This is a genomic window from Neptunitalea lumnitzerae (genome assembly GCF_027924185.1).
GTDB classification, from domain to species: domain Bacteria; phylum Bacteroidota; class Bacteroidia; order Flavobacteriales; family Flavobacteriaceae; genus Neptunitalea; species Neptunitalea lumnitzerae.
In genome coordinates this window covers 196,996-218,532 of record NZ_BRVO01000003.1, presented here as the reverse complement: position 1 = coordinate 218,532, position 21,537 = coordinate 196,996, and the positions used below count along the sequence as shown (strand labels likewise).

General features: G+C 33.2%; 21 protein-coding genes. 7 read left to right on the top strand and 14 right to left on the bottom strand.

The annotated features are described in order from the left end of the window. Nucleotide 1 precedes the first annotated feature (1 nt). Genes Y10_RS13290 through Y10_RS13270 form a run of 5 tightly spaced genes read right to left on the bottom strand, consistent with a single transcriptional unit; the run spans nt 2 to nt 4,807 of the window. Nucleotides 2-994, bottom strand: a complete 993-nt coding sequence (locus Y10_RS13290; RefSeq protein WP_281765895.1) for an AAA family ATPase — start codon at nt 992-994, stop codon at nt 2-4. A gap of 3 nt (nt 995-997) precedes the next feature. Continuing rightward, the gene (locus tag Y10_RS13285) at nt 998-2,182 is read right to left on the bottom strand and encodes a DUF4350 domain-containing protein (protein ID WP_281765894.1); all 1,185 of its coding nucleotides are present in this window, start codon (nt 2,180-2,182) and stop codon (nt 998-1,000) included. Next, nucleotides 2,179-2,913: a DUF4129 domain-containing protein gene (locus Y10_RS13280; protein ID WP_281765893.1), complete on the bottom strand. Its 735-nt coding sequence runs from the start codon at nt 2,911-2,913 to the stop codon at nt 2,179-2,181. The genes Y10_RS13285 and Y10_RS13280 overlap by 4 nt, the downstream gene beginning before the upstream one ends. Next, nucleotides 2,913-3,821: a hypothetical protein gene (locus Y10_RS13275; protein WP_281765892.1), complete on the bottom strand. Its 909-nt coding sequence runs from the start codon at nt 3,819-3,821 to the stop codon at nt 2,913-2,915. Before Y10_RS13275 ends, Y10_RS13280 begins: the two co-directional genes overlap by 1 nt. Nucleotides 3,822-3,826: 5 nt before the next feature. After that, nucleotides 3,827-4,807 (bottom strand): stage II sporulation protein M, encoded by a 981-nt coding sequence (locus Y10_RS13270; protein WP_281765891.1) that lies wholly within the window; start codon nt 4,805-4,807, stop codon nt 3,827-3,829. A 53-nt stretch (nt 4,808-4,860) separates the two neighbouring features. On the opposite strand from Y10_RS13270, the gene Y10_RS13265 reads away from it, so the two are divergent. Continuing rightward, nucleotides 4,861-5,577, top strand: a complete 717-nt coding sequence (locus Y10_RS13265) for an RDD family protein (protein WP_281765890.1) — start codon at nt 4,861-4,863, stop codon at nt 5,575-5,577. Nucleotides 5,578-5,631: 54 nt separating this feature from the next. On the opposite strand, the gene Y10_RS13260 is transcribed toward Y10_RS13265, so the two are convergent. Then, nucleotides 5,632-6,375, bottom strand: a complete 744-nt coding sequence (locus Y10_RS13260) for a peptidylprolyl isomerase (RefSeq protein WP_281765889.1) — start codon at nt 6,373-6,375, stop codon at nt 5,632-5,634. Here Y10_RS13260 and Y10_RS13255 point away from each other — a divergent pair. Both Y10_RS13255 and Y10_RS13250 read left to right on the top strand, forming a co-directional pair. Beyond that, the gene (locus Y10_RS13255; protein ID WP_281765888.1) at nt 6,374-7,015 is read left to right on the top strand and encodes an NUDIX hydrolase; all 642 of its coding nucleotides are present in this window, start codon (nt 6,374-6,376) and stop codon (nt 7,013-7,015) included. The genes Y10_RS13260 and Y10_RS13255 overlap by 2 nt on opposite strands. Nucleotides 7,016-7,061: 46 nt before the next feature. Next, nucleotides 7,062-7,889 carry a lysophospholipid acyltransferase family protein gene (locus Y10_RS13250; protein WP_281765887.1) on the top strand — a complete coding sequence of 276 codons (828 nt, stop codon included), beginning with the start codon at nt 7,062-7,064 and terminating at the stop codon, nt 7,887-7,889. 12 nt (nt 7,890-7,901) lie between these two features. On the opposite strand, the gene Y10_RS13245 is transcribed toward Y10_RS13250, so the two are convergent. Then, nucleotides 7,902-8,558, bottom strand: coding sequence for a hypothetical protein (locus Y10_RS13245; RefSeq protein ID WP_281765886.1), 657 nt, complete (start codon nt 8,556-8,558; stop codon nt 7,902-7,904). Between the two features lie 3 nt (nt 8,559-8,561). Next, nucleotides 8,562-9,056, bottom strand: a complete 495-nt coding sequence (locus Y10_RS13240; protein ID WP_281765885.1) for an RNA polymerase sigma factor — start codon at nt 9,054-9,056, stop codon at nt 8,562-8,564. Between the two features lie 173 nt (nt 9,057-9,229). Between Y10_RS13240 and Y10_RS13235 the strand changes: the two genes are divergently transcribed. Then, nucleotides 9,230-10,549, top strand: a complete 1,320-nt coding sequence (locus Y10_RS13235; RefSeq protein WP_281765884.1) for an NAD(P)/FAD-dependent oxidoreductase — start codon at nt 9,230-9,232, stop codon at nt 10,547-10,549. Nucleotides 10,550-10,710: 161 nt separating this feature from the next. Here Y10_RS13235 and Y10_RS13230 read toward each other — a convergent pair whose 3' ends face one another. The 5 genes from Y10_RS13230 to Y10_RS13210 all read right to left on the bottom strand — a co-directional run bounded on the left by Y10_RS13230 (nt 10,711) and on the right by Y10_RS13210 (nt 14,222). Next, entirely contained in the window at nt 10,711-11,730 is a 1,020-nt protein-coding gene (locus Y10_RS13230) for an alpha/beta hydrolase (RefSeq protein ID WP_281765883.1), read from the bottom strand. Between the two features lie 118 nt (nt 11,731-11,848). Then, nucleotides 11,849-12,319, bottom strand: a complete 471-nt coding sequence (locus Y10_RS13225) for a hypothetical protein (RefSeq protein ID WP_281765882.1) — start codon at nt 12,317-12,319, stop codon at nt 11,849-11,851. After that, nucleotides 12,294-12,872 (bottom strand): DUF1572 family protein, encoded by a 579-nt coding sequence (locus Y10_RS13220; RefSeq protein WP_281765881.1) that lies wholly within the window; start codon nt 12,870-12,872, stop codon nt 12,294-12,296. The genes Y10_RS13225 and Y10_RS13220 overlap by 26 nt, the downstream gene beginning before the upstream one ends. Further along, nucleotides 12,862-13,353, bottom strand: a complete 492-nt coding sequence (gene msrB / locus Y10_RS13215; protein ID WP_408733622.1) for a peptide-methionine (R)-S-oxide reductase MsrB — start codon at nt 13,351-13,353, stop codon at nt 12,862-12,864. Before msrB ends, Y10_RS13220 begins: the two co-directional genes overlap by 11 nt. A 2-nt stretch (nt 13,354-13,355) precedes the next feature. After that, the gene (locus Y10_RS13210) at nt 13,356-14,222 is read right to left on the bottom strand and encodes an alpha/beta fold hydrolase (RefSeq protein WP_281765880.1); all 867 of its coding nucleotides are present in this window, start codon (nt 14,220-14,222) and stop codon (nt 13,356-13,358) included. Between the two features lie 246 nt (nt 14,223-14,468). Between Y10_RS13210 and glgB the strand changes: the two genes are divergently transcribed. The 3 genes from glgB to Y10_RS13195 all read left to right on the top strand — a co-directional run bounded on the left by glgB (nt 14,469) and on the right by Y10_RS13195 (nt 19,792). Further along, complete coding sequence (gene glgB / locus Y10_RS13205) at nt 14,469-16,373, top strand: 1,4-alpha-glucan branching protein GlgB (RefSeq protein ID WP_281765879.1); 1,905 nt, start codon at nt 14,469-14,471, stop codon at nt 16,371-16,373. A gap of 90 nt (nt 16,374-16,463) precedes the next feature. Beyond that, entirely contained in the window at nt 16,464-18,866 is a 2,403-nt protein-coding gene (locus Y10_RS13200; protein WP_281765878.1) for a glycoside hydrolase family 31 protein, read from the top strand. A 119-nt stretch (nt 18,867-18,985) separates the two neighbouring features. Continuing rightward, nucleotides 18,986-19,792, top strand: coding sequence for a M48 family metallopeptidase (locus Y10_RS13195; protein ID WP_281765877.1), 807 nt, complete (start codon nt 18,986-18,988; stop codon nt 19,790-19,792). Nucleotides 19,793-19,868: 76 nt separating this feature from the next. Here Y10_RS13195 and Y10_RS13190 read toward each other — a convergent pair whose 3' ends face one another. Continuing rightward, a complete protein-coding gene (locus tag Y10_RS13190) occupies nt 19,869-21,458 on the bottom strand; it encodes a peptide chain release factor 3 (protein WP_281765876.1) in 1,590 nt (529 codons plus the stop codon). Nucleotides 21,459-21,537 lie beyond the last annotated feature (79 nt).

The window sequence follows — 21,537 nt, the reverse complement described above, 5'->3', positions numbered from 1 at the left end:
ATTATCTAGGAACTTCTACAGATTGAACAATCATTGAAATAACCTTTTCTGGGGTAACACCTTCCATTTCTCTCTCAGGAGTTAAGATAATTCTATGGTTTAGTACCGGAACCAAGGTATTTTTTACATCTTCAGGAATTACAAAATCTCTTCCGTTAATAGCAGCATATGTTTTGGCTGTTTTTAAAATGGCAATAGAAGCTCTAGGAGAAGCACCAATATATAAATGCGGGTGATTTCTAGTTTTATCTATAATTTCAGCGATGTATTTAAATATTTTTTCTTCAACCAGTATGTCTTTAATTTTTAGTTTAAAATCTAGTAACATTTCCGGAGTAAGAACTGCCGCTATTTCTGTAGTAACTGGTTTTTCTTTACGCTCATGGTGCGTTTTTAAAATATCAATTTCTTCAGTTACTGAAGGATACCCTAATTTTATTTTAAATATAAAACGGTCTAACTGTGCTTCTGGTAGTGCATAGGTACCTTCTTGTTCAATAGGGTTCTGTGTAGCCAATACCATAAAAGGTGGTTCCATTTGGTAGGTTGTTCCATCTATGGTAATTTGCTTTTCTTCCATAACTTCAAATAAAGCAGCTTGGGTTTTTGCAGGTGCTCTGTTAATCTCGTCAATTAAAACAAGATTAGAGAAAATAGGCCCTTTTTTAAACTCAAAATCTGAAGTTTTCATATTTAAAACAGAAGTACCCAAAACGTCACTTGGCATTAAATCTGGAGTAAACTGTATTCTGCCAAAACCTGTTTGTAGTGTTTTGGCAAATAATTTACTGGTTACGGTTTTGGCAATACCTGGTACACCTTCAATTAACACATGCCCATCAGATAATAAAGCTACAATTAACAACTCTATAAATTCATTTTGACCAATAATTACTTTAGCCAGTTCTTGTTTAATATTGGCAACCGCTTCTTTTAATTGCTCAAGGTCTATTCGGTTATTAAAAGCCAAGTTTTCAGTATTTTCTATATCCATAATTTACAGGTTGTATTCTTCTAATAAACTATTTAGTTTAAGTACTTCGTTTTTGGTAATTGTATTTTTTGCATTTAACTCTTTAATATAGTCAAATAATTCTCTTATATCAGTTTCAGGCTTATTGGTTCTAGCGGATAACTGATTATAAAATGCATCGTTTAAATGTTCTGTAGGAATGTGCAGTTTTAGCCTTATATCGGTTAAAAACAATTCTATTTTTTGAGTAACAATATCTTTATACATTCCTTGTTGATAATACATATTACCAATAGTTCTAGTAAAGGCTAGGGTTTGGTTGGTAAGCGGTTTGATAATAGGAATGGGTCTTTGAGTTCTTTTAGCTTCAAAAATTATAAAAATAAAAAGCGTTAGCATAAGAAAATAGTAGGCCAACTTTAAGTATTTGTTTTCTAAAAATAAATACAACGGAGATAGGTAAATAACCTTTCCATTAATATAATGCTGATCAAGATAGATATTAGGGCCTTTTAAAAACTCTAATAAGGAAGCTGAAAAATAGTTATTGTTTTCTTTTAAAATAAAATAATTGGTAAATACTTCTGGTAAGGTGATAAGCACTATAGAGCCTGCTCCAAATTTTTTAGTTATAGCAAATGTATATTTTTCAGGTTTATCATTAATGCTAAGATGTGCTATTGGAGTAGCTTTTTTAATAGAATCGAAATACAATGTTTCAATAGCTCTATCATATGTAGCACTAAGGTTTTTTTCCTTTCTGTAGTCATTTTTAAGTTGAACTCCAGAAGATGTAATGCTTTTAAACAGCGGTAACTTTTGCGCAGATACTTGTAGGGTGTCTAGCAAAGATTCTTCAATTGTATGAGATGCAACAATTAAATTATTTCCTTCGGAAACCCAATCTAAAAGGCTCTCCAGCTCATCCGGGCCAAAAGCAACATCAGAATTAATAAAAAAATAACTGCCTTCTTCTATTTCATTATTGCTTAGTTTATTATGTGGTGCAATAGAAGAAACGTGTATGTTTTTATTAGGCAACACATTTTCTAATTGCTGCGCAAGTATATAAGTACCAAAGGGTAATGTTTTTTTAGCATTGTAGCTTGGAAACCAATTTATTTCTTTTGGTTTAGAATTGTCTACAATTACCAACAATAGGATAGCTAACACTAAAAGCACTATATATATGACACCTCGTTTTCTCAAACTGTTGCTATTTTAGAGTTGAACTTTTTAAATTCTTGTTCAATTTGAAGAAATTTAAACTGGTCAATTTCAAAATTTCCAAACCATATATAATCATATAGGTTGGTAATATAGTCAAAAGGAACTTTTAGTACTTCTTTAGAAATTTCTACAATATAGTCTTTATTGGTTTTTTGTTGTTCCCAATGTATCAATTCTCGTTCGCTTAAATCTTGAAGGGTTAGCAAGTAATAATACCTAACAGCCAATCTGTAATTTTCTTTTGCTACAGCCTCTTTAATCAACTTGTTTATATCTTCATTTTTAATAATATGTTCATCTTCTGTAAATTGAATGTCAGCTTTTTTATGAGCTTTCTTAGAAGAAAAACTTTTGAGGTTGATGTTTAGAAATAACTTAATAATTAAAAAAATTAGTAATGCTATAGAGGCATAAATCATAATCTCAAAAAAAATGGATAGCCAAGTTATATTGAACTTAGTACTAAATATATTTTCTGCTATCCATGATAAAAAACTTATGATCCACGCTTTGATGATCTCTATAAAATTAGACCCTTCATTTGTAGTTTCGGTATAATCAAAGTCACTATCTTGTTTATAATCTTCAATAGTATTTTGTTCAAAAGAAGGTACAGTTTCTCCTTGGTATTCATTTGCATACATACCACTTCCGAAGAATACGGTAAACAATACTATAAAAATGATTATAACAGATGTAAGCTTAGGCATTAATCTTCAGATTGAGTTCCTATGTTATTAATTGTTTCAAAGGTTCCTGTAAAGTTTTTGCGTTCATTTAGATTAAAATAAATAAAGGCAGAAGCAATAATAGTTACAAAATTTAGCAAATATTGAAATGCATACGAAAGTAAATTTAACATCCAGTAAATAGGATCTACAAATATTTCTGCAGGTTCATTAAGGTCCATAGCGCCAGGAATTATCCCCATTTTTACCCATTGATAAATAGCTGCAGGCATACCAAAAGCAGACCCAGCAATACCAACCAGAATACCTATTACAATAAGGGTTGCAAATGTAATCCACCATTCATTTTTTACCAATTTAAAACTAGCGCTTATAGCATCGTCTACAGAGGTGTTTCTAAATACCATAATAGCATAGGTTAAACTAAGTGGAACATATACATAAATACCTGGTATAATACATAACACAAAACCAAAACCTACCATGAGCCCCACTAAAATACCTAAACCAATAAAACTCCAAAATTTATTTTTAGACTTGTCTTTAACAGCTTCATAATCTACTTTTCCTTCATTATCAGCATAAGATTCTATATAGTATAAAGTAGCAGCATGAGAAAGGGTATATATTGCAATAACACTAAAAATTAATAAAATAATACCAGCAATAAACAAAGCAATATTAACTCCGGTAAAACTCTTCAGACCTACATCGGTAGTATAAGAAAACTCACTTATAAATTGCCCAAATGTGCTATAAGAAGCATAACCGTATAAACTAATGGCAATAAGAAATACAATAAGATAAGGGCCTACTATCTGTAAAACAGTTCTAAAAAAAGGTTTTAATTCATTTCTTATAAAATTAAAGGTATCAGAAATAATATCTCCTAATTGTCGTTGTTTTTTAAATTCAATATACGTTTTCATAGTGTTTAGTTAGTTATAGATTGTTTAGCTAGTTGATGTTTCATATACACTTGTTTGGGGTATATTACATAATAGAATACAATTAAGCATAAAGACCCCATTATTATTAGTATAGATAGCCATAAAGGCATTTCGGTATGTCTGGTAACAAACCCTTCTAAAAAACCGGCTATAATGAAAAACGGAATGGTACTAATAACAATCTTTACCCCATTGCTTACCCCCCTTTGAAAAGATTGTAACCTGGTATATGTTTTAGGAAATAATATACTATTTCCCATTACCATACCTGCGCATCCGGCAATAATAATAACCGATATTTCTATGGTACCGTGTATCCAAATAGTTCTTACAGATTCCCAGAAAACTCCTCTACTGTAGAAATAATACTGAAAAGAACCTAGCATTATTGCATTGTTTAAAAGCATATAAATACTGCCTACAGAAAGCATAAGACCCAGTGCAAATGCCATTAAAGCAACTCTAATATTATTAATGGTAATACCTAAAAACATATCTAGTTCTCCCTGTTGCTTGTAAACGGCCATGGGGTCATTGTTCTCAATATTACTATCAGTCATGTTTACATAAGCGTCTCCTAAAATAGACCTAACAAAATCTTGATCTGTAGCAGAAGAGTAAGCACCAATAGCAGTAAATAGTGCAAAAAATAAAAAGCTTATTAATAATATTCTTCGGTACGGATAAAAGGTTAGTGGGAATTCATCTTTCCAGAAAGTGATAATTCTATTTTTACTTTCTTTTTTGGTTTTATAAATTTTTTGATGTGCCTCTACAGCTAACTGATTTAAGTACCGTTCTGTATTACTGCCAGCATAAAACGTTTTGGCATAACTAAGATGATCTGTAATTTCTATATATAGGTCAGATAATTCTTGGGGAGACATTTCTGTATTCTTTTTCAGAATATTTTCAAATGTTAACCATTTATCTTTATTTTGTTTTACAAATGCTGCTTCGCGCATAGCCTGACTATATATTATATATTTACAGAAAAGTTTACCAAAGAAAATAAAATATGGATAATTTCCAAATAGAAACTTCACAAAATGTAGGAATTTCTCATAATGTTGCTAACATAGTAGACCGTGGTTTGGCCTATTTGCTAGACTCACTAATTATTGTGGCATATTTTATTGCAGCCATCTTTATTTTGTCTGCTATAGATATTCATTTAGGAACTGATTGGACTTTGTGGCTTATTATATCATTACCGCCTTCTTTATATTATTTATTGTTTGAAACCTTTACAAATGGTAGAACTCCTGGTAAGTATGCTATGAAAATAAGAGTGGTGAGAATGGATGGTAGTAGCGCCAGCTTTTCTAATTATTTTGTAAGATGGATTTTACGAATAATTGATGTACTATTAACTTCTTGTGGTGCTGCCGTTTTATCTATGTTACTAAGTCCATCTTCGCAAAGAATAGGTGATAGGGCGGCAAAAACAACTGTTATAACTGAAAAGAAACAGATTCATTTACACCAAACCATTCATGCAGAACTACCGGAAGATTATGTGCCTACATACCCTCAAGTATCAATTTTAACAGATAAAGATGTAAACCAAATAAAATCGGTTTTCTCAAATGCTAAGATAAATGGAAACCATAATATTATTGTGGCGCTATCCGATAAGCTTAAAAATTTGCTAGAGGTAACCCCAGAAGAAAAGCCTATTGTTTTTATAGAAAACGTACTTAAAGATTATAACTACTACACCCAACAAATGTAATTTACTAGATAATAGAGATTAAGTACTACGTTGTTTGTTCAGTTTAAACGAGGGTTATTTTAATATTTCAACCGAAGTGATAACCACATTTTGGTAGGGCCATTCACGTTCGTCGGTACGTACTTTGTTTATTTCGTCTACTACATCCATACCAGCAATTACTCTACCAAAGGCAGTATAATCTCCATCTAAATGGTAAGCACCAGGATCTTGTACTACAATAAAAAATTCAAAAGGCGATGCCAGTTTATGAGGGTTGTCAATTTCGCTACTAGGCATAGAAATAGTACCACGGTGGTGTTTGTGTCCTTTTCTGGTATCAGGAGGTAAAAGGTATCTACCTATTTTAGCTCTTTTTTTAGAGGTTTTGTAACTATCGGTATTTCCACCTTGAATCACAAAATTAGGTACTACGCGGTAAAAGTAAGTACTATCAAAATAATGCTTTTTAGTTAAGTAAATAAAATTAGCTCTGTGGTAGGGCGTATTTTCAAATAGCTCAATGTCTATATTACCAAACTTGGTTTTAATACGTACTTTGTTTTCGGTAATGGTTTTCTCGTAATTATAGAAAAAGTCAATAGCATTATCTTCGGTAAGTCTAAAGGTGTCTTTTTCTACCACAGCAGGTTTTTCTTCTACTTTTTCAACAATTGAATCAGTTTTTTCTGTTATGGTATCTTTTTCTTTAGTAATTTGTAGGTTAGTTTTAGAGGTTTTGTTGCTAGAATTTGAGCAAGCCCCCACAATTAATAAAGTTAACAATAGAATTGAAAAAGAAAAACGCTTTAGCAACATGAATTTTAATGATTTTAAACAAATTACTTCAAAAGTACAAAATATGCCTTTACCCGGCAGGGAGGCACACAATAAAATGAGTTCTGAATTAAGAATTAAGAACATTTTACAATCCAATGCATCATTTACAGAAGCACGGAAAGCGGCTGTTTTAGCGTGTTTTTATCCAGATGATACAGAGAAAACCTATTTTTTATTAACCTTGAGGCACACTTATAAAGGGGTACATTCTAATCAAATATCGTTGCCAGGAGGTAAGGTAGAAGTTACCGATGCTGATTTAACAGAGACAGCATTACGAGAAACGGAAGAGGAAATTGGGATAGCACAAGACAATGTGGTAATTGTAAAAACTCTAAGTAAGGTGTTTATTCCGCCTAGTAATTTTTTGGTACAACCCTATTTAGGATATGTAGATGATACACCCGATTTTACCATACAGGAGGCAGAAGTGGCTACCTTAGTAAAAGTTTCGTTTGAAGATTTATTAGACGATACCCTTGTAGAAGAGGTACTTATGTCTACGTCTTATGCAAAAAATATACAGGTACCAGCTTTTAATTTTAACGATTACATTGTTTGGGGTGCTACCGGAATGATTTTAAATGAAGTTAAAAGCTTATATAAACAGGTCATATAATTTCTAATTCGTATGTTTGTAGCTATCCTTAAAACTAAAACCAGATATGGGGTTATTTAAAAAGAATCCTTTTGGACATATACTTTTTTTGAAAAAATGGTTGATTAGAGTGGCAGGTTTAATGACGCACAGACGCTATAATGGATTTAATCAACTAAAAATAGAAGGGTCAGAAATTATTAAAGATTTACCAGAGACTAAGGTGCTTTTTATTTCTAACCACCAAACCTATTTTGCCGATGTTGTGGCCATGTTTCACGTATTTAATGCAAGCTTAAAGGGTAGACAAGACTCTATTAAAAATGTAGGGTATCTATGGCACCCTAAGCTTAATATTTACTATGTAGCTGCTTTAGAAACTATGAAAGCAGGGCTTTTACCAAAAATTTTAGCCTATGCTGGGTCTATTAGTATAGAGCGTACTTGGAGAGCTAACGGGCAAGAGGTAAACAGACAGGTGAAAATGAGTGACATTTCTAACATAGGGAAAGCCTTAAATGATGGTTGGGTTATTACCTTTCCGCAGGGTACTACCAAACCTTGGAAACCTATTAGAAAGGGAACCGCTCATATTATTAAAAAATACAAGCCTATTGTAATACCTATTGTAATAGATGGGTTTAGACGTTCTTTTGATAAAAAAGGATTGAACGTTAAGAAGAAAGGAATTCTACAATCTATGGTGATTAAAGAGCCTTTACAAATTGATTATGATAACGAGTCTATAGATGATATAGTAGAAAAAATTGAATATGCTATTGAGCAACATCCTTCTTTCTTAAAGGTGTTAACTACCGCAGAAATTAAGGAAATGGAAGAATTAAATGAACTAAGGCGCTACAGCGCAGATCATCATAAAAAAAGCGATTCATAAGAATCGCTTTTTTTATAAATCTATTTTCTTTAGCTCTTTATAATTTCGTTTTAATTTGCCTAATAATATACCGTATAGCAATTTGTAAAATAACCATATGACAAAGCCAAATAGGGCAATAAATAAAATGGTAACACCATAGAAAGCCATGTAAAAGGTCATTTCTCTACCTTGTTCTGTAAACTCTTGGTGTAAGTTTACCATATCAGCATTCTGATTGATAAGAATAGATAGGGTAATAATACTTACCAATGCAAAGTATCCTAAATTAAACCATACATAATAGTTAACTGTTCTACGGGTTCTAAGAATATTTTTTAGTAATGTTTTTACATTATCTATAGTAGAGATGCGCTTGTAATTTAAAAAGAAGAAATAGATAAAAACTATAAGCCCTGCATAATATACAAATGTGATAGCTTGTATAATAAATACATGAAAAATCTCTTCTATAAGCTCAACTCTGTCTGCATTTAATACATCTGTAAATTTAGCAGAGATAGCTATTACCAACCAAAATACAAATTCAATAATACTTATATAGAAAATCCACTTCACAATGGAGGAAGATTTTCTCCAGATCATCTGGTGTATTTGGTCGTACGACAATTTAGGGAGCGTTAGCGCCTTACGTTGCCAGTCTTTTTTTAAAAATTCTAATTCATCCATAACTTATGGGTTCAAAACGGTCTTAAGTTTGGTTTTAATTCTGTTCATTTTCACTCTTGCATTTACTTCAGATATTCCTAAGGTTTCAGAAATATCTTTGTAATCTCTGTCTTCTAGGTATAGAAAAACCAATGCTTTATCTATGTCGTTTAGTTCTCTAATTGCGTCGTACATTAGTTTTAATTGCTGTTCTATTTCATCGTTGTACTCTTCAGCTTTAATTTTAAAACTAACGCCCTCAAATTCTTGAGTTTTTACTTTTTTCTTAGATTTTCTGTATAAAGTAATTGCAGTATTTAAGGCAACCCTATACATCCAAGTACTAAATTTAGCATCCCCTCTAAATTTTGGATAGGCTTTCCATAATTGTATTGTAATTTCTTGAAAAAGGTCGTTATGTGAATCTTGATCAGAAGTATATAACCTACATATTTTATGTACAATATTTTGGTTTTCTTCTAATAAGGTTACAAATGTATGTTGTAATTCTTTGTTCACTAATGGACGATGTTTAGCTATATGTAGTCATTAAGGTAAAAATGTTACGTACAAAATTAAAATATATGCTAAAATTACAAGGTTAGAGTATTAATTAAATACTAAATACTTACTAAAAAGGGATTATCATTTTTTTTACTGTAAATTTATAGTAATTATTAAAACAAGTTCTAATGAATATACCCAAAACCAAAATGCCCAGGGTTGTAATAGTGGGAGGTGGGTTTGCAGGCATCTCAATTGCCAAAAAACTAAAAGGACTTCCCATACAACTTGTGATGTTTGATAGACATAACTATCATACTTTTCAGCCTTTATTATATCAAGTTTCTACCAGTGGGTTAGAAGCAGATTCGATAGCTTATCCTTTGAGAAAGATTATGAAAAAACATAAGAATTTTCATTTTAGGATGGCAGAAGTTAAAAATATAAATCCAACCACCCAGGTTATAGATACCAATATAGGTAGTTTAGAATACGATTATTTGGTGATTGCTACAGGTACCAAAACTAATTATTTCGGAAATAAGCAAATTGAGTATAATGCGCTTCCTATGAAAACCGTACCACAGGCATTGGATATTAGAAGCTTTATGCTTCAGAATTTTGAAAAGGCAAGTGTTACCGAAAATGATGAAGAACGCCAAGCGTACATGACGTTTGTAGTAGTTGGGGGTGGACCAACAGGCGTGGAGCTAGCCGGAGCATTGGCAGAATTAAAACGTAAAGTGTTTCCTAAAGATTATCCGGATATTGACTTGTCTAAAATGGAAATTCACTTGTTGGAAGGAGCTCCTAGATTATTGCCTCCTATGAGCGAGACGGCATCTAAAAAAGCCGAGAAGTTTTTAAGAGAGTTGGGAGTTACCATACATTTAAAAACTTTAGTAACCCAATACGATGGAACGAATGTAGAAACTAAAGAAGGAGTTATTTTAAAGGCAAGTACTTTTATATGGTCTGCCGGGGTAACAGGAAATCCTGTTTTAGGGGTTAATGAAAATGCCATACATGATAAAGTAAAAAGATATATAGTAAATGAATATAACCAAGTAGACGGCTATAATAACATATTTGCCATTGGTGATATTGCGTTAATGATGTCTGATGAATATCCGAAAGGTCACCCACAATTAGCACAGCCTGCCATTCAACAAGGTGAGTTACTAGCTAAAAACTTAATGAACCTTATTAACAATAAACCTATGAAACCTTTTAAATATATAGATAAAGGTTCTATGGCAACAATTGGTAGAAACAAAGCAGTAGCAGATATTAAAAAATTACACTTTGGAGGTTTCTTTGCTTGGTTTATCTGGATGTTTGTTCACTTATTCTCTTTAGTAGGTTTTAGAAACAGAGTAATTACCTTTTTTAACTGGATGTATAATTACATTAACTACGATAAAGCAGCGCGTTCTATTTTCCGCTACTACAAACGTGAAAATAAATCTGAAGTAGTAGTTAAAAAAGAGGAAGAAGTAACTGCCTAATTAAAAATAGCTACAATATAAAATTGAAGAGAGCCTATGAAGTTTAATTATCTGTATAAGGTTCTCTTTTTTATTTAAAATATTGTGAGATAATAATGAAATGAAGTAAGCTAAACAATAGCTGCAATAGCACTACAAAGCACCTTGTTTATCTTTATTAGTTATTGTTTCTTGATGAAATTTATAATGGTACTCTTTGCTTTTTCATCCATTTTGTAAAGTTCATTGGTTATTTTTGTAATTTCACCAGTATTGGTTAAATAATGATTTAAACCGTCAAACATGGTAAATGTGATGTTTGAATTATGGTAAGCCTCAAAAGTTTCTTTAGTTTTTTCTGGATTAACAAAAGAGTCCTTAGAACCAATAATGTATAAGGTTGGGATTTCTAAATTTTTATAAGTGGAATCAAAATTATATTTCATCAAATCCATATTATCTGGATTAACTACAAGTCTGCGAAATTGTTTCTCTTTAAATCCTTTTTCTTTAGCTTTTTTCTCTACAGCATCATAAATATCGGCGTATTCTTTATTGCTATTTGCAAATACAGTAGCTTGAACCATATGAATAATTTCATCTATTTCCTTACTGTCTTTTGTCTTAAATAAATTATTCAATTCTTTATTTGTATACCGTGAGGTAAGTTGGTATTTAATAAAATCTCCATAATTACCAACAGGGGTAGACCATTGAATTAAAAAGTCAATATTTAAACCTTTTTGAATACTTCCGATAGCTGCAATACCCCCTAAGCTATGCCCTATAATGCCTATTTTCTTATCACTAAAATCAGTTTTGAATTCAGATAGTATATTATATAGGTCTTTAATGTATGTAGTGGGTTGGTTGCTATAAGTTCCTTCTGATTTTCCGGTACCTCTTTTGTCAAATCTAAACACTGCAATATTGTTTAGTAAAAGCTCTTCTGTTAAATAATTGTGTGCATTTCTTGTGTGTGGTCCTGTTCCGCTAACAATAAAAACAATTTTATCATAGTTTAACTTAGGCTCAATTAGAGTACCAAAGAGTGAAATGTTTTCGTCATTTTTTGCAAACTTAAACTCGGTAAATTGGTAGTTGTTTTTATGGGTAATTTCTTTTTCGTATTCGTAAATGTCTTGAGCAAACGTTAAGGTAATATTCAAGAAGAGTAGTAATACTAAGATATGTTTATTCATATTTTTATAGCAAGAAGTTTTGTTTCATTTAAAAAACGAAAGTAAACTAATTGACAGAAATTTCTGCAATTCATTTAGAAAAAATTAACAACTTATTTTGTTTTTAACTAAGAAGAGATTACTTTTTTAGATCGTATGGGTCAATATCAGTACCAATCTGATTGCAAAAACTTTTCATTTCTTCTTGATCAAGGAGTCCAACTTTATAGCAACGGATTAAAAAATAATATACTGAATTAATTAATTTTTTTCTTATTTCTGTTTTATCAATCTTTTGTTTAGGAAGGTCAGGTGTAATATAACCGTCATGACTTAGTTCACAAATTCCGTTACATATATAACAGTAATCAGGAACTTTTACTTTCTTTTCTTCTATCCAATTCTTTTGAGCATTATACATTTTTTCAAATCGGATGTTATGTTCATCTAAAGCTTTTAAAGAGGTTATAGCTTCGTTTATCCAAAAGTCAATATTCGCAAATTGCCCTGCAACCATGTAGGCATAGCTATCGGTAAATTTTCTAAGTTGTTCAGAAATAAGCTTTGCTCTTTGCTTCTCAAAATCAAGAGAGCCTAGATATTTCGTCATCTGTAAAATGAGACCTTTTTTTCTCTTGATTAAATTTTTCGGCATTATAACTTTTAGAGGCATTTTTAGGTATACTAAGCGACTCCCACTCGGTATCTTTAATCATTTTTCCTAAAAATACAATTTGCCCAACGTGGTAGGCATAATGTGCCAGTTGTCTGTTTATGGCTTCGGTAATGGTATGTCCTTGATTGCGTATATATACCAATTGAGAAAAGTTATCTTCATTCACGCTGTCTATAGCTGTAAATAAGCATTGCCAACCTTTTTCCCAGTGGGCTAGCATAGTAGTTTTATCAGCATAAGAGTCTACAAACTCATCATCTCTATTACGCCATTTTTTTTCACCATCTTCAGTTAAAAAGTGTGTCCAACGGCTTAGCATATTACCTGCCATGTGCTTTACAATTATGGCTAAGCTATTAGAGGTTTCATTAAAGGTATAATGAATATCAGAATCAGAAACTGCCAGAAGTGTTTTATCTCCCAGCAGTTTATAGTAAGCAAATTGCTTTTTAATACTTTCTAAATAGTTAGTGCTATTACTCTCCATCTTTTTCAAAGTTAATACTGGCAGAGTTTACACAGTAGCGTTTTCCGGTTTCGGTAGGTCCATCATCAAAAACGTGACCTAAATGTCCGCCACAGTTAGCACATAAAATTTCGGTACGTACCATGCCGTGGGTATAGTCTTGTATATACTCTACAGTACCTTCAATAGCATCATCAAAACTTGGCCAGCCACAACTACTTTCAAATTTTTGGCCACTTTCAAAAAGTTTAGTGCCACACCCTTTACAAGTGTAGGCACCATCCTCAAAATGAAGATTGTACTTTCCGGTACCTGGATATTCTGTTCCTTTTTGGCGCAGAATTCTATATTCTTCCGGCGTTAATTCAGCTTTCCATTCAGCTTCTGTTTTTTCTACAGCATATTGCTTCTCATTCATATCTTTTTTTTCTTTTTCGGTTTGTGCTTCGCTATTACAACTTACAAAAATAATTGCGATTAGCGCAATGAATACATTTTTCATTTTCATGGGGTTTTTATATGGTTTACAATTTTTTCAATAACAGTATCATTACCCAATATTTTTCTATGGCCTAAACCTTTGGTAATGTATATAGAGCCGTTGGTAAGTTGTTCTTTTATTTGGTAGGCAGCGGTAACTGGTACATCTACATCATCTTCATCATGTATTACTAGTACAGGTATGTCAATTTCTTTTGCAGCTATATACGAAGAGAAATCGTTCATGGTTTCATTAATTCTGGTTTCAATTCGCTTTTTCATTAGTTTACCCACTACGGGTTGCATTTTCATTTGCTTTATAAAATCTTTTATAATGTCATCAATTACATTGCCACTTCCTACAGTAACTAATTTTTTTATGCTCTTAGGTTGTTTGTATGCGTTTAGCAATGCCATCCCCCCTAATGAGTGTCCTACAGCAGCCTCAAAAGGGCCATATTGTTTTTCCATTTCAAGAATTACTTCTATAAACTCTTTCATGTTGCTTTTTTTTCCAGCAGATTTACCGTGAGCTGGCGCATCAAAGCTTATAGTAGTATAACCTTCTTTTAGTAAGGCATCAGCAATTTTATACAACTGCGTACCTCTGCCACACCAACCGTGACTTAAGAGTATTTTTTTATCAGAATTTCCGTAGGTATACACTACTATTTCTTTTTGTAAAGATGGTATAAACAAAGGAGTTTGCACGCTTTCTTTATCCATATGAAATTCTCTTTTGGGCATTTTAAATTTAATAGGTGTCATAAACAGGCTACCTGCGTAAAATGCCGCTAGTTTTTTAGATACAAATTGTAAAGCCTTCCCTAAATAAATAAATTGTGTAGGAATTTGAATGCTTTGTTTTTGGATGTTCTTATCGTTTGCCATTGAAAACTAGTTCTTTTTGAAAATTAATTAGCCGTACTCTTACTTTTGTCAGCTATTTATTATACATTTATAAAAGAGTAAAGTTAAAATCTTCATTTTGTTTTTAGAACATCTTTTATGGAAAATAAAGATTTAATGTTTCAGATATTGTGGGCTCAAAATAAGAGCACGGTTGTAATAACTTTACTGTATAGTTTCTTAGTCTCTTTAAATTTTAAATCCTTACATAACTAAAATCAACAAATCATGCAGGAGGTACAACCTTATTCTTTATTTACAGATTTTGATATTCATTTATTTAAAGCAGGAAAGCATTATAAACTATATGAAAAATTAGGAGCTCATTTAATGGAGGTTGATGGTGTTGCAGGTACCTACTTTGCTGTTTGGGCACCAACTGCTAAACAGGTGAGTGTAGTGGGCGATTTTAATTATTGGGTAGATGGAGAGTGCCAATTAAATGTACGTTGGGATAGTAGTGGTATTTGGGAAGGCTTTATTCCGCATGTAACAAAAGGGGTACGTTATAAGTATAAAATACATTCGCATAATAACGGAATAGTAACCGAAAAGGCAGATCCGTTTGCTTTGTTTTGTGAGCGTCCGCCAAACACAGCTTCTGTTGTTTGGGATTTAGATTATGATTGGAAGGATGAAGCGTGGATGGAAAAGCGTAAAGAACTTAATCAATTAGATAAACCATATTCGGTATACGAGGTACATTTAAGTTCTTGGAGAAAGAAGATAGAAGAAAACCGCTCTCTAACTTATAAAGAAATGGCAGATGAGTTGGTTAGTTATGTGAAAGAGATGGGCTTTACTCATGTAGAGTTTATGCCTATTATGGAGTATCCGTATGATCCTTCTTGGGGGTATCAAATAACAGGATATTTTGCACCCACTTCTCGATTTGGTTGTCCGCAGGATTTTATGGATTTAGTGGCTGCGTTTCACGAAGAAGGGATAGGGGTTATTTTAGACTGGGTACCATCACATTTTCCGGATGATGCGCATGGGTTAGCTAATTTTGATGGATCTAATTTATACGAACATCCTGATTTTAGAAAAGGATACCACCCCGATTGGAAAAGCTGTATTTTTAATTATGAGCGTAATGAGGTACGTTCGTTTTTAATATCTAATGCTATGTTTTGGTTGCAGCATTATCATATAGATGGTTTACGGGTAGATGCCGTTGCTTCTATGCTTTATTTAGATTATAGTAGAGAAGAGGGGCAGTGGGAGCCTAACATATATGGAGAGCGAGAGTATTTAGCAGCGGTTTCGTTTCTAAAAGAAATGAACGAGGCTGTTTATGGTACTTTTGAGGGCGTACAAACCATAGCTGAAGAGTCTACTTCTTTTACAGGGGTATCTAAGCCTACCTATTTAGGTGGTTTAGGCTTTGGTATGAAATGGATGATGGGTTGGATGCACGATACTTTATTATATTTTAAAAAGGAATGTATTCATAGGAAATATCACCAAAACGATATAACGTTTAGCTTGAATTACGCATTTTCAGAAAACTTTATGTTGCCGTTTAGTCATGATGAGGTAGTACATGGTAAACAATCACTCTTTGGGCGTATGCCAGGTGACGAGTGGCAGCGCTTTGCTAATTTAAGAGCTATGTATGCATATATGTATACGCACCCAGGAGCAAAATTATTGTTTATGGGAGGTGAGTTTGCTCAAAGTGCAGAATGGAATTTTGAACAGAGTTTAGATTGGCATTTATTACAATATGGTTATCATATGGGAGTTCAAACACTTATGAAAGATTTGAATAAGTTGTATAAGTCTAGACCCGCTTTGTACGAAAAACAATTTAGCCATGAAGGGTTTGAATGGATAAATTTAACAGACGGTGATAACTCGGTGTTAACCTACATGAGAAAAGGAATTCATGAAAAAGACAACCTTATTGTAGTTTGTAATTTTACACCGGTAAAACGAGATGTGTATAGAATAGGAGTTCCGAAAGCAGGAAAAATTAGAGAAATATTTAACTCAGATCTTAAAAAATACGAAGGTTCAGGAGTACGAAATGTAAAGGCTATTCAGGCAGATGCTATTGCTTGGGATGGAAGGGAGTATAGTTGTGAAATCGTTTTAGCACCTCTTAGTGTTATGATTTTCACATATTAATCAGTTTTTAAGGCTTTTTATTAAATAAAATTTAACACCATTTTGGTATTATAGTTTTAGCTTTATAAAACCAAATAAATCAAATGCATTATGATTACAAATACTCAGTTGGAATATAGAGGGAATCAGTTTCCCAGTGCCATTAAATCATTTGAGCAAACAATCAATAACTTGTTTTTTACTACCGAGAACGGAGTGGTACTTTGTATTACGGTTTTAAGAGATAGTTTATTAAGATTTAGGTTTACTACAGAAGGTGTTTTTGAAAATGATTTTTCATATGCAATAGATGAAGAGTCTGTTCACGGATATAATAAGTTAGACGTAAAAGACGATAACTATAAATATATAATTACCACAAACAAAATACAGTGTATTTTAAATAAGGGAGATCTTAGAATTGGTATTTACGACCTTGAAGGAAATGCAATTTTAGAAGATGAACTTGGTTTCCATTGGGAAGAGAATTATGAGTATGGTGGTAATATTGTTAAAATGAGTAAAGTGACCGTAGATGGCGAAAGCTTTTACGGTATGGGTGATAAAGCCACTCATTTTAACTTAAAAGGTAAAAGAGTTTCTAATTGGAATACCGATGAGTATGCTTATAATACAGATAGAGACCCTTTGTATAAAACTGTACCGTTTTATTTAGGGTTGCGTAGAGGTGTATCTTATGGTATCTTTTTTGACAATACATTTAGAACGTATTTTGATTTTTGCCAAGAAAGACGAAATGTTACCAGCTTTTGGGCAGATGGCGGAGAAATGAATTATTATTTCTTTTATGGCCCGGCTATGGAAAGCGTGGTAAGTGTGTATACAGATCTTACTGGTAAACCAGAACTACCACCTTTGTGGGCATTAGGGTATCACCAATGTAAATGGAGTTACTACCCAGAGGCTAAAGTGCGTGACGTTACTACTAAGTTTAGAGAGTTACAAATACCTTGTGATGCTATTTACTTAGATATTGATTATATGGAAGGGTTTAGATGTTTTACTTGGAATAAAACGTATTTCCCAGATCCTAAAAAAATGGTGTCGGAACTAACAGATCAGGGCTTTAAAACGGTAGTGATTATTGACCCAGGTATTAAGGTAGACCCTGAGTATGATGTTTTTCAAGAAGCTTTAGAGAACGATTATTTTTGTCATAGAGCCGATGGGCCTTATATGAGAGGTAAAGTATGGCCAGGTAGATGCTACTTCCCAGATTTTACCAATCCGGAAGTAAGAGAATGGTGGGTAGATTTGTATAAAGAACTTATAGAAGATGTTGGTGTAAAAGGGGTGTGGAACGATATGAACGAGCCTGCTGTTATGGAGGTGCCAACAAAAACATTTCCGTTAGATGTAAGGCACGATTATGATGGTAACCCTTGTAGCCACAGAAAAGCACATAATGTATATGGTATGCAAATGGCAAGAGCTACTTATGAAGGGGTTAAGAAATTTGCATATCCTAAGCGTCCGTTTGTAATTACACGCGCAGCTTATTCGGGTACACAACGTTTTACTTCTTTCTGGACGGGAGACAATGTGGCTAGTTGGGAGCATTTGTGGCTGGCTACCGTACAGGTACAACGTATGTGTATTAGTGGTATGAGTTTTACGGGCACCGATATTGGTGGTTTTGCAGAACAACCAACAGGTGAGTTGTATGCTAGATGGATACAATTGGGAGTGTTCCATCCATTTTGTAGAACACACTCTTCCGGAGATCATGGAGAACAAGAGCCATGGTCTTTTGATGAAGATGTTTTAAATATTACTAGAAAGTATATTGAGTTACGTTATACGCTTTTACCTTATTTATACACGGCATTTTGGCGTTATAGCAATAAAGGAGAACCTATTTTAAAACCTTTGGTGTATTTTGATCAAGAAGATACACAAACACATTACCGTACCGATGAGTTTATTTTTGGAAAACAAATTTTAGTGTGTCCTATTCTTGAGTTTAATGTACAAGGTAGAAGAATGTACGTGCCTAGAGGTAAATGGTATAACTTCTGGACCGATGAGGTTATAACAGGTGGTAGAGAGCATTGGGTAGAAGCCCCTTTACATATTATTCCAATATTTGTGAAAGAAGGCGCTATGATACCTAGATATCCTGTACAGCAATACGTAGGAGAAAAGAAAATAGACGAACTGGTAATTGATGTATATTACAAAATAGGGGAAGAAAAAAGTGCCATTTATGAAGATGGACAAGATGGTTATGATTATACCAAGGGAAGATATAGCCTTATGAACTTTAAGCTGATTGGTAAAAAAGACGAACTAGTTTTACAACAGCATTACGAGGGTATGTTTGAAACAGATTATAACGATCTTGTGTTTAGATTACATGGAGTTCCGTTTGAAATTGGAGAGGTGTTTATAGACAATGAAGTTATGAATTTAGAAACTTTAACATTTGAGTCGGGGAACTCTCTGAAAGTTAACAAGATTTTTACGGAATTGAGACTGATAGCTAAGAAATAGTATTGTAATTTTACTAGATAAGCAAGAAGAACAATTCTAACGTTCTTCTTGCCATAAAAATTCTTGTTCAATTATAATGTTTCGTGGGCTTTCCCCGAAGTTTACTAAAAACTCTATGTATGAAAAAAATTGCAATTATAGCTACTGTTTTTTGGGTTGTTTTGTCATGTAAAACAAACCCATTTACGGGTTCAAGTACGTTAAACTTTTATCCGAATAGTCAAATATTTCCAACATCTTTTGCGCAATATGATGATTTTTTGAGTCAGAATAAAGTGGTAAAAGGTACAGCAGATGCACAAATGATTACCAATGTTGGTAAAAAAATTGCCGCTGCAGCACAAAAATATTTAGCCTCTGTTGGGCATGCAGATTATTTAGATGATTATGCGTGGGAATATAATTTAGTACAAGATGAAACTGTAAATGCTTGGTGTATGCCAGGGGGTAAAATAGTATTTTATACAGGTATTTTACCAATTGCTCAAAATGAAACGGGGATTGCTGTTGTGATGGGGCATGAGGTAGCACATGCATTAGCAGACCATGGGGCACAACGTATGAGTGCAAGTACGCTACAACAAGTAGGAGCTGTTGCAGGTAATGTAGCTATTAAAGATGAAGAAACATTAAGTTTATTTAATACAGCGTACGCTGCTGGTACACAGGTAGGGGTAATGTTACCTTTTAGTAGAAGTCATGAAACTGAAGCCGATAAAATTGGATTAACGTTAATGGCTATTGCGGGTTACAACCCTGATGAAGCGGCTGAGTTATGGAAACGTATGAAAGCAGCAGGAGGAGGTTCTACACCAGAATTTTTAAGTACTCACCCTTCGCATGATACACGTATTGCTAATTTAACAGCATGGGCACCAGAAGCCAAAGCAGAAGCTAAGAAGTTCGGAGTTACTTCTTTTAAATAGATATAAGCAAAACAATATAAATAGAAAAGCACACCAATTGGTGTGCTTTTTTTATGTTTGACTAATAGTACTACTATTATTTATACTCAGATACGTAATGTAGTTTTACCGATGGGTATTTTTGTTTAGCCATATCTATAGAGAAAGGCGAGTCTGCTAAAAATACCAATTGTCCTTTTTTATCCTTCGCTAAGAATTTCTGTTTTACACGTAAAAACTCTTGGTATTCTTCATTTTTAGGATCTTCAGGTTCAATCCAACAAGCCTTAAATACCGGGAAGTTTTCATACGTACATTTTGCACCATATTCATGCTCTAAACGGTATTGAATTACCTCGTACTGTAAAGCACCTACGGTACCAATAATTTTTCTTCCGTTTAGCTCTAATGTAAATAACTGTGCAACCCCTTCATCCATTAACTGATCAATCCCTTTTTCTAATTGCTTAGATTTCATTGGGTCTGCATTGTTAATATATCTAAAGTGTTCAGGAGAGAAACTAGGTATACCTTTAAATAGCATTTCTTCTCCTTCTGTAAGGGTATCACCAATTTTAAAGTTACCAGTATCGTGTAATCCTACAATATCACCAGCGTATGAAATATCTACAATCTCTTTCTTTTCTGCAAAAAACGCATTCGGACTAGAGAATTTTAGTTTCTTTTTGTTTCTAACGTGTAAGTAAGGTTTGTTACGCTCAAAGGTACCCGATACAATTTTTATAAATGCCAAACGGTCGCGGTGTTTAGGGTCCATGTTAGCATGTATTTTAAATACAAAACCACTAAAAGCCTCTTCGTTAGGGTCTACCAATCTGGTATTACTTTGTTTTGGTCTTGGTGCCGGAGCAAGTTCAATAAAACAATCTAGCAATTCTCTAACACCAAAATTGTTTAAAGCGGAACCAAAAAATACCGGTTGTAATTCACCTTTTAAATAAGCGTCTCTGTCAAAATCAGGATATACCTCATAGGTAAGCTCTAAATTTTCACGTAAACTTTCGGCATGAGCCTCTCCAATAAGTTCATCTAGCTCAGGGCTTTCAACATCGTCAAAAGCAATGGTTTCCTCAATGTTTTTACGGCTGTCACCACTAAACAGGTTAATGTTTTTCTCCCAAATATTATAGATTCCTTTAAAATCGTACCCCATACCAATAGGGAAACTTAACGGAGTAACTCTTAAACCTAGTTTTTGCTCAACTTCATCTAACAGGTCAAAAGCATCTTTACCTTCACGGTCTAGTTTGTTAATAAAAACAATCATAGGAATGTTTCTCATTCTACAAACTTCCACCAGTTTTTCGGTTTGTTCCTCAACCCCTTTTGCTACGTCAATAACCACAATAACACTATCTACTGCAGTAAGCGTTCTAAAGGTATCTTCTGCAAAGTCTTTGTGACCAGGTGTATCTAGAATATTAATTTTTTTATCTCTGTAATTAAAAGCCAGTACCGATGTAGCTACCGAGATACCTCTCTGTCTCTCAATCTCCATAAAGTCACTGGTAGCACCCTTCTTAATTTTGTTGCTCTTCACGGCTCCAGCCTCTTGAATAGCCCCACCAAATAATAATAATTTTTCGGTTAGGGTAGTTTTACCTGCATCGGGGTGAGAGATGATTCCGAAGGTTCTTCTCTTTGAAATTTCTTTTTGTAAAGACATGCTAATAATTTAAAGTGCAAAAATAGTATTATTTATATATTAACCCATCATATAATGCTTTAGAACGTTTTTACTGCTA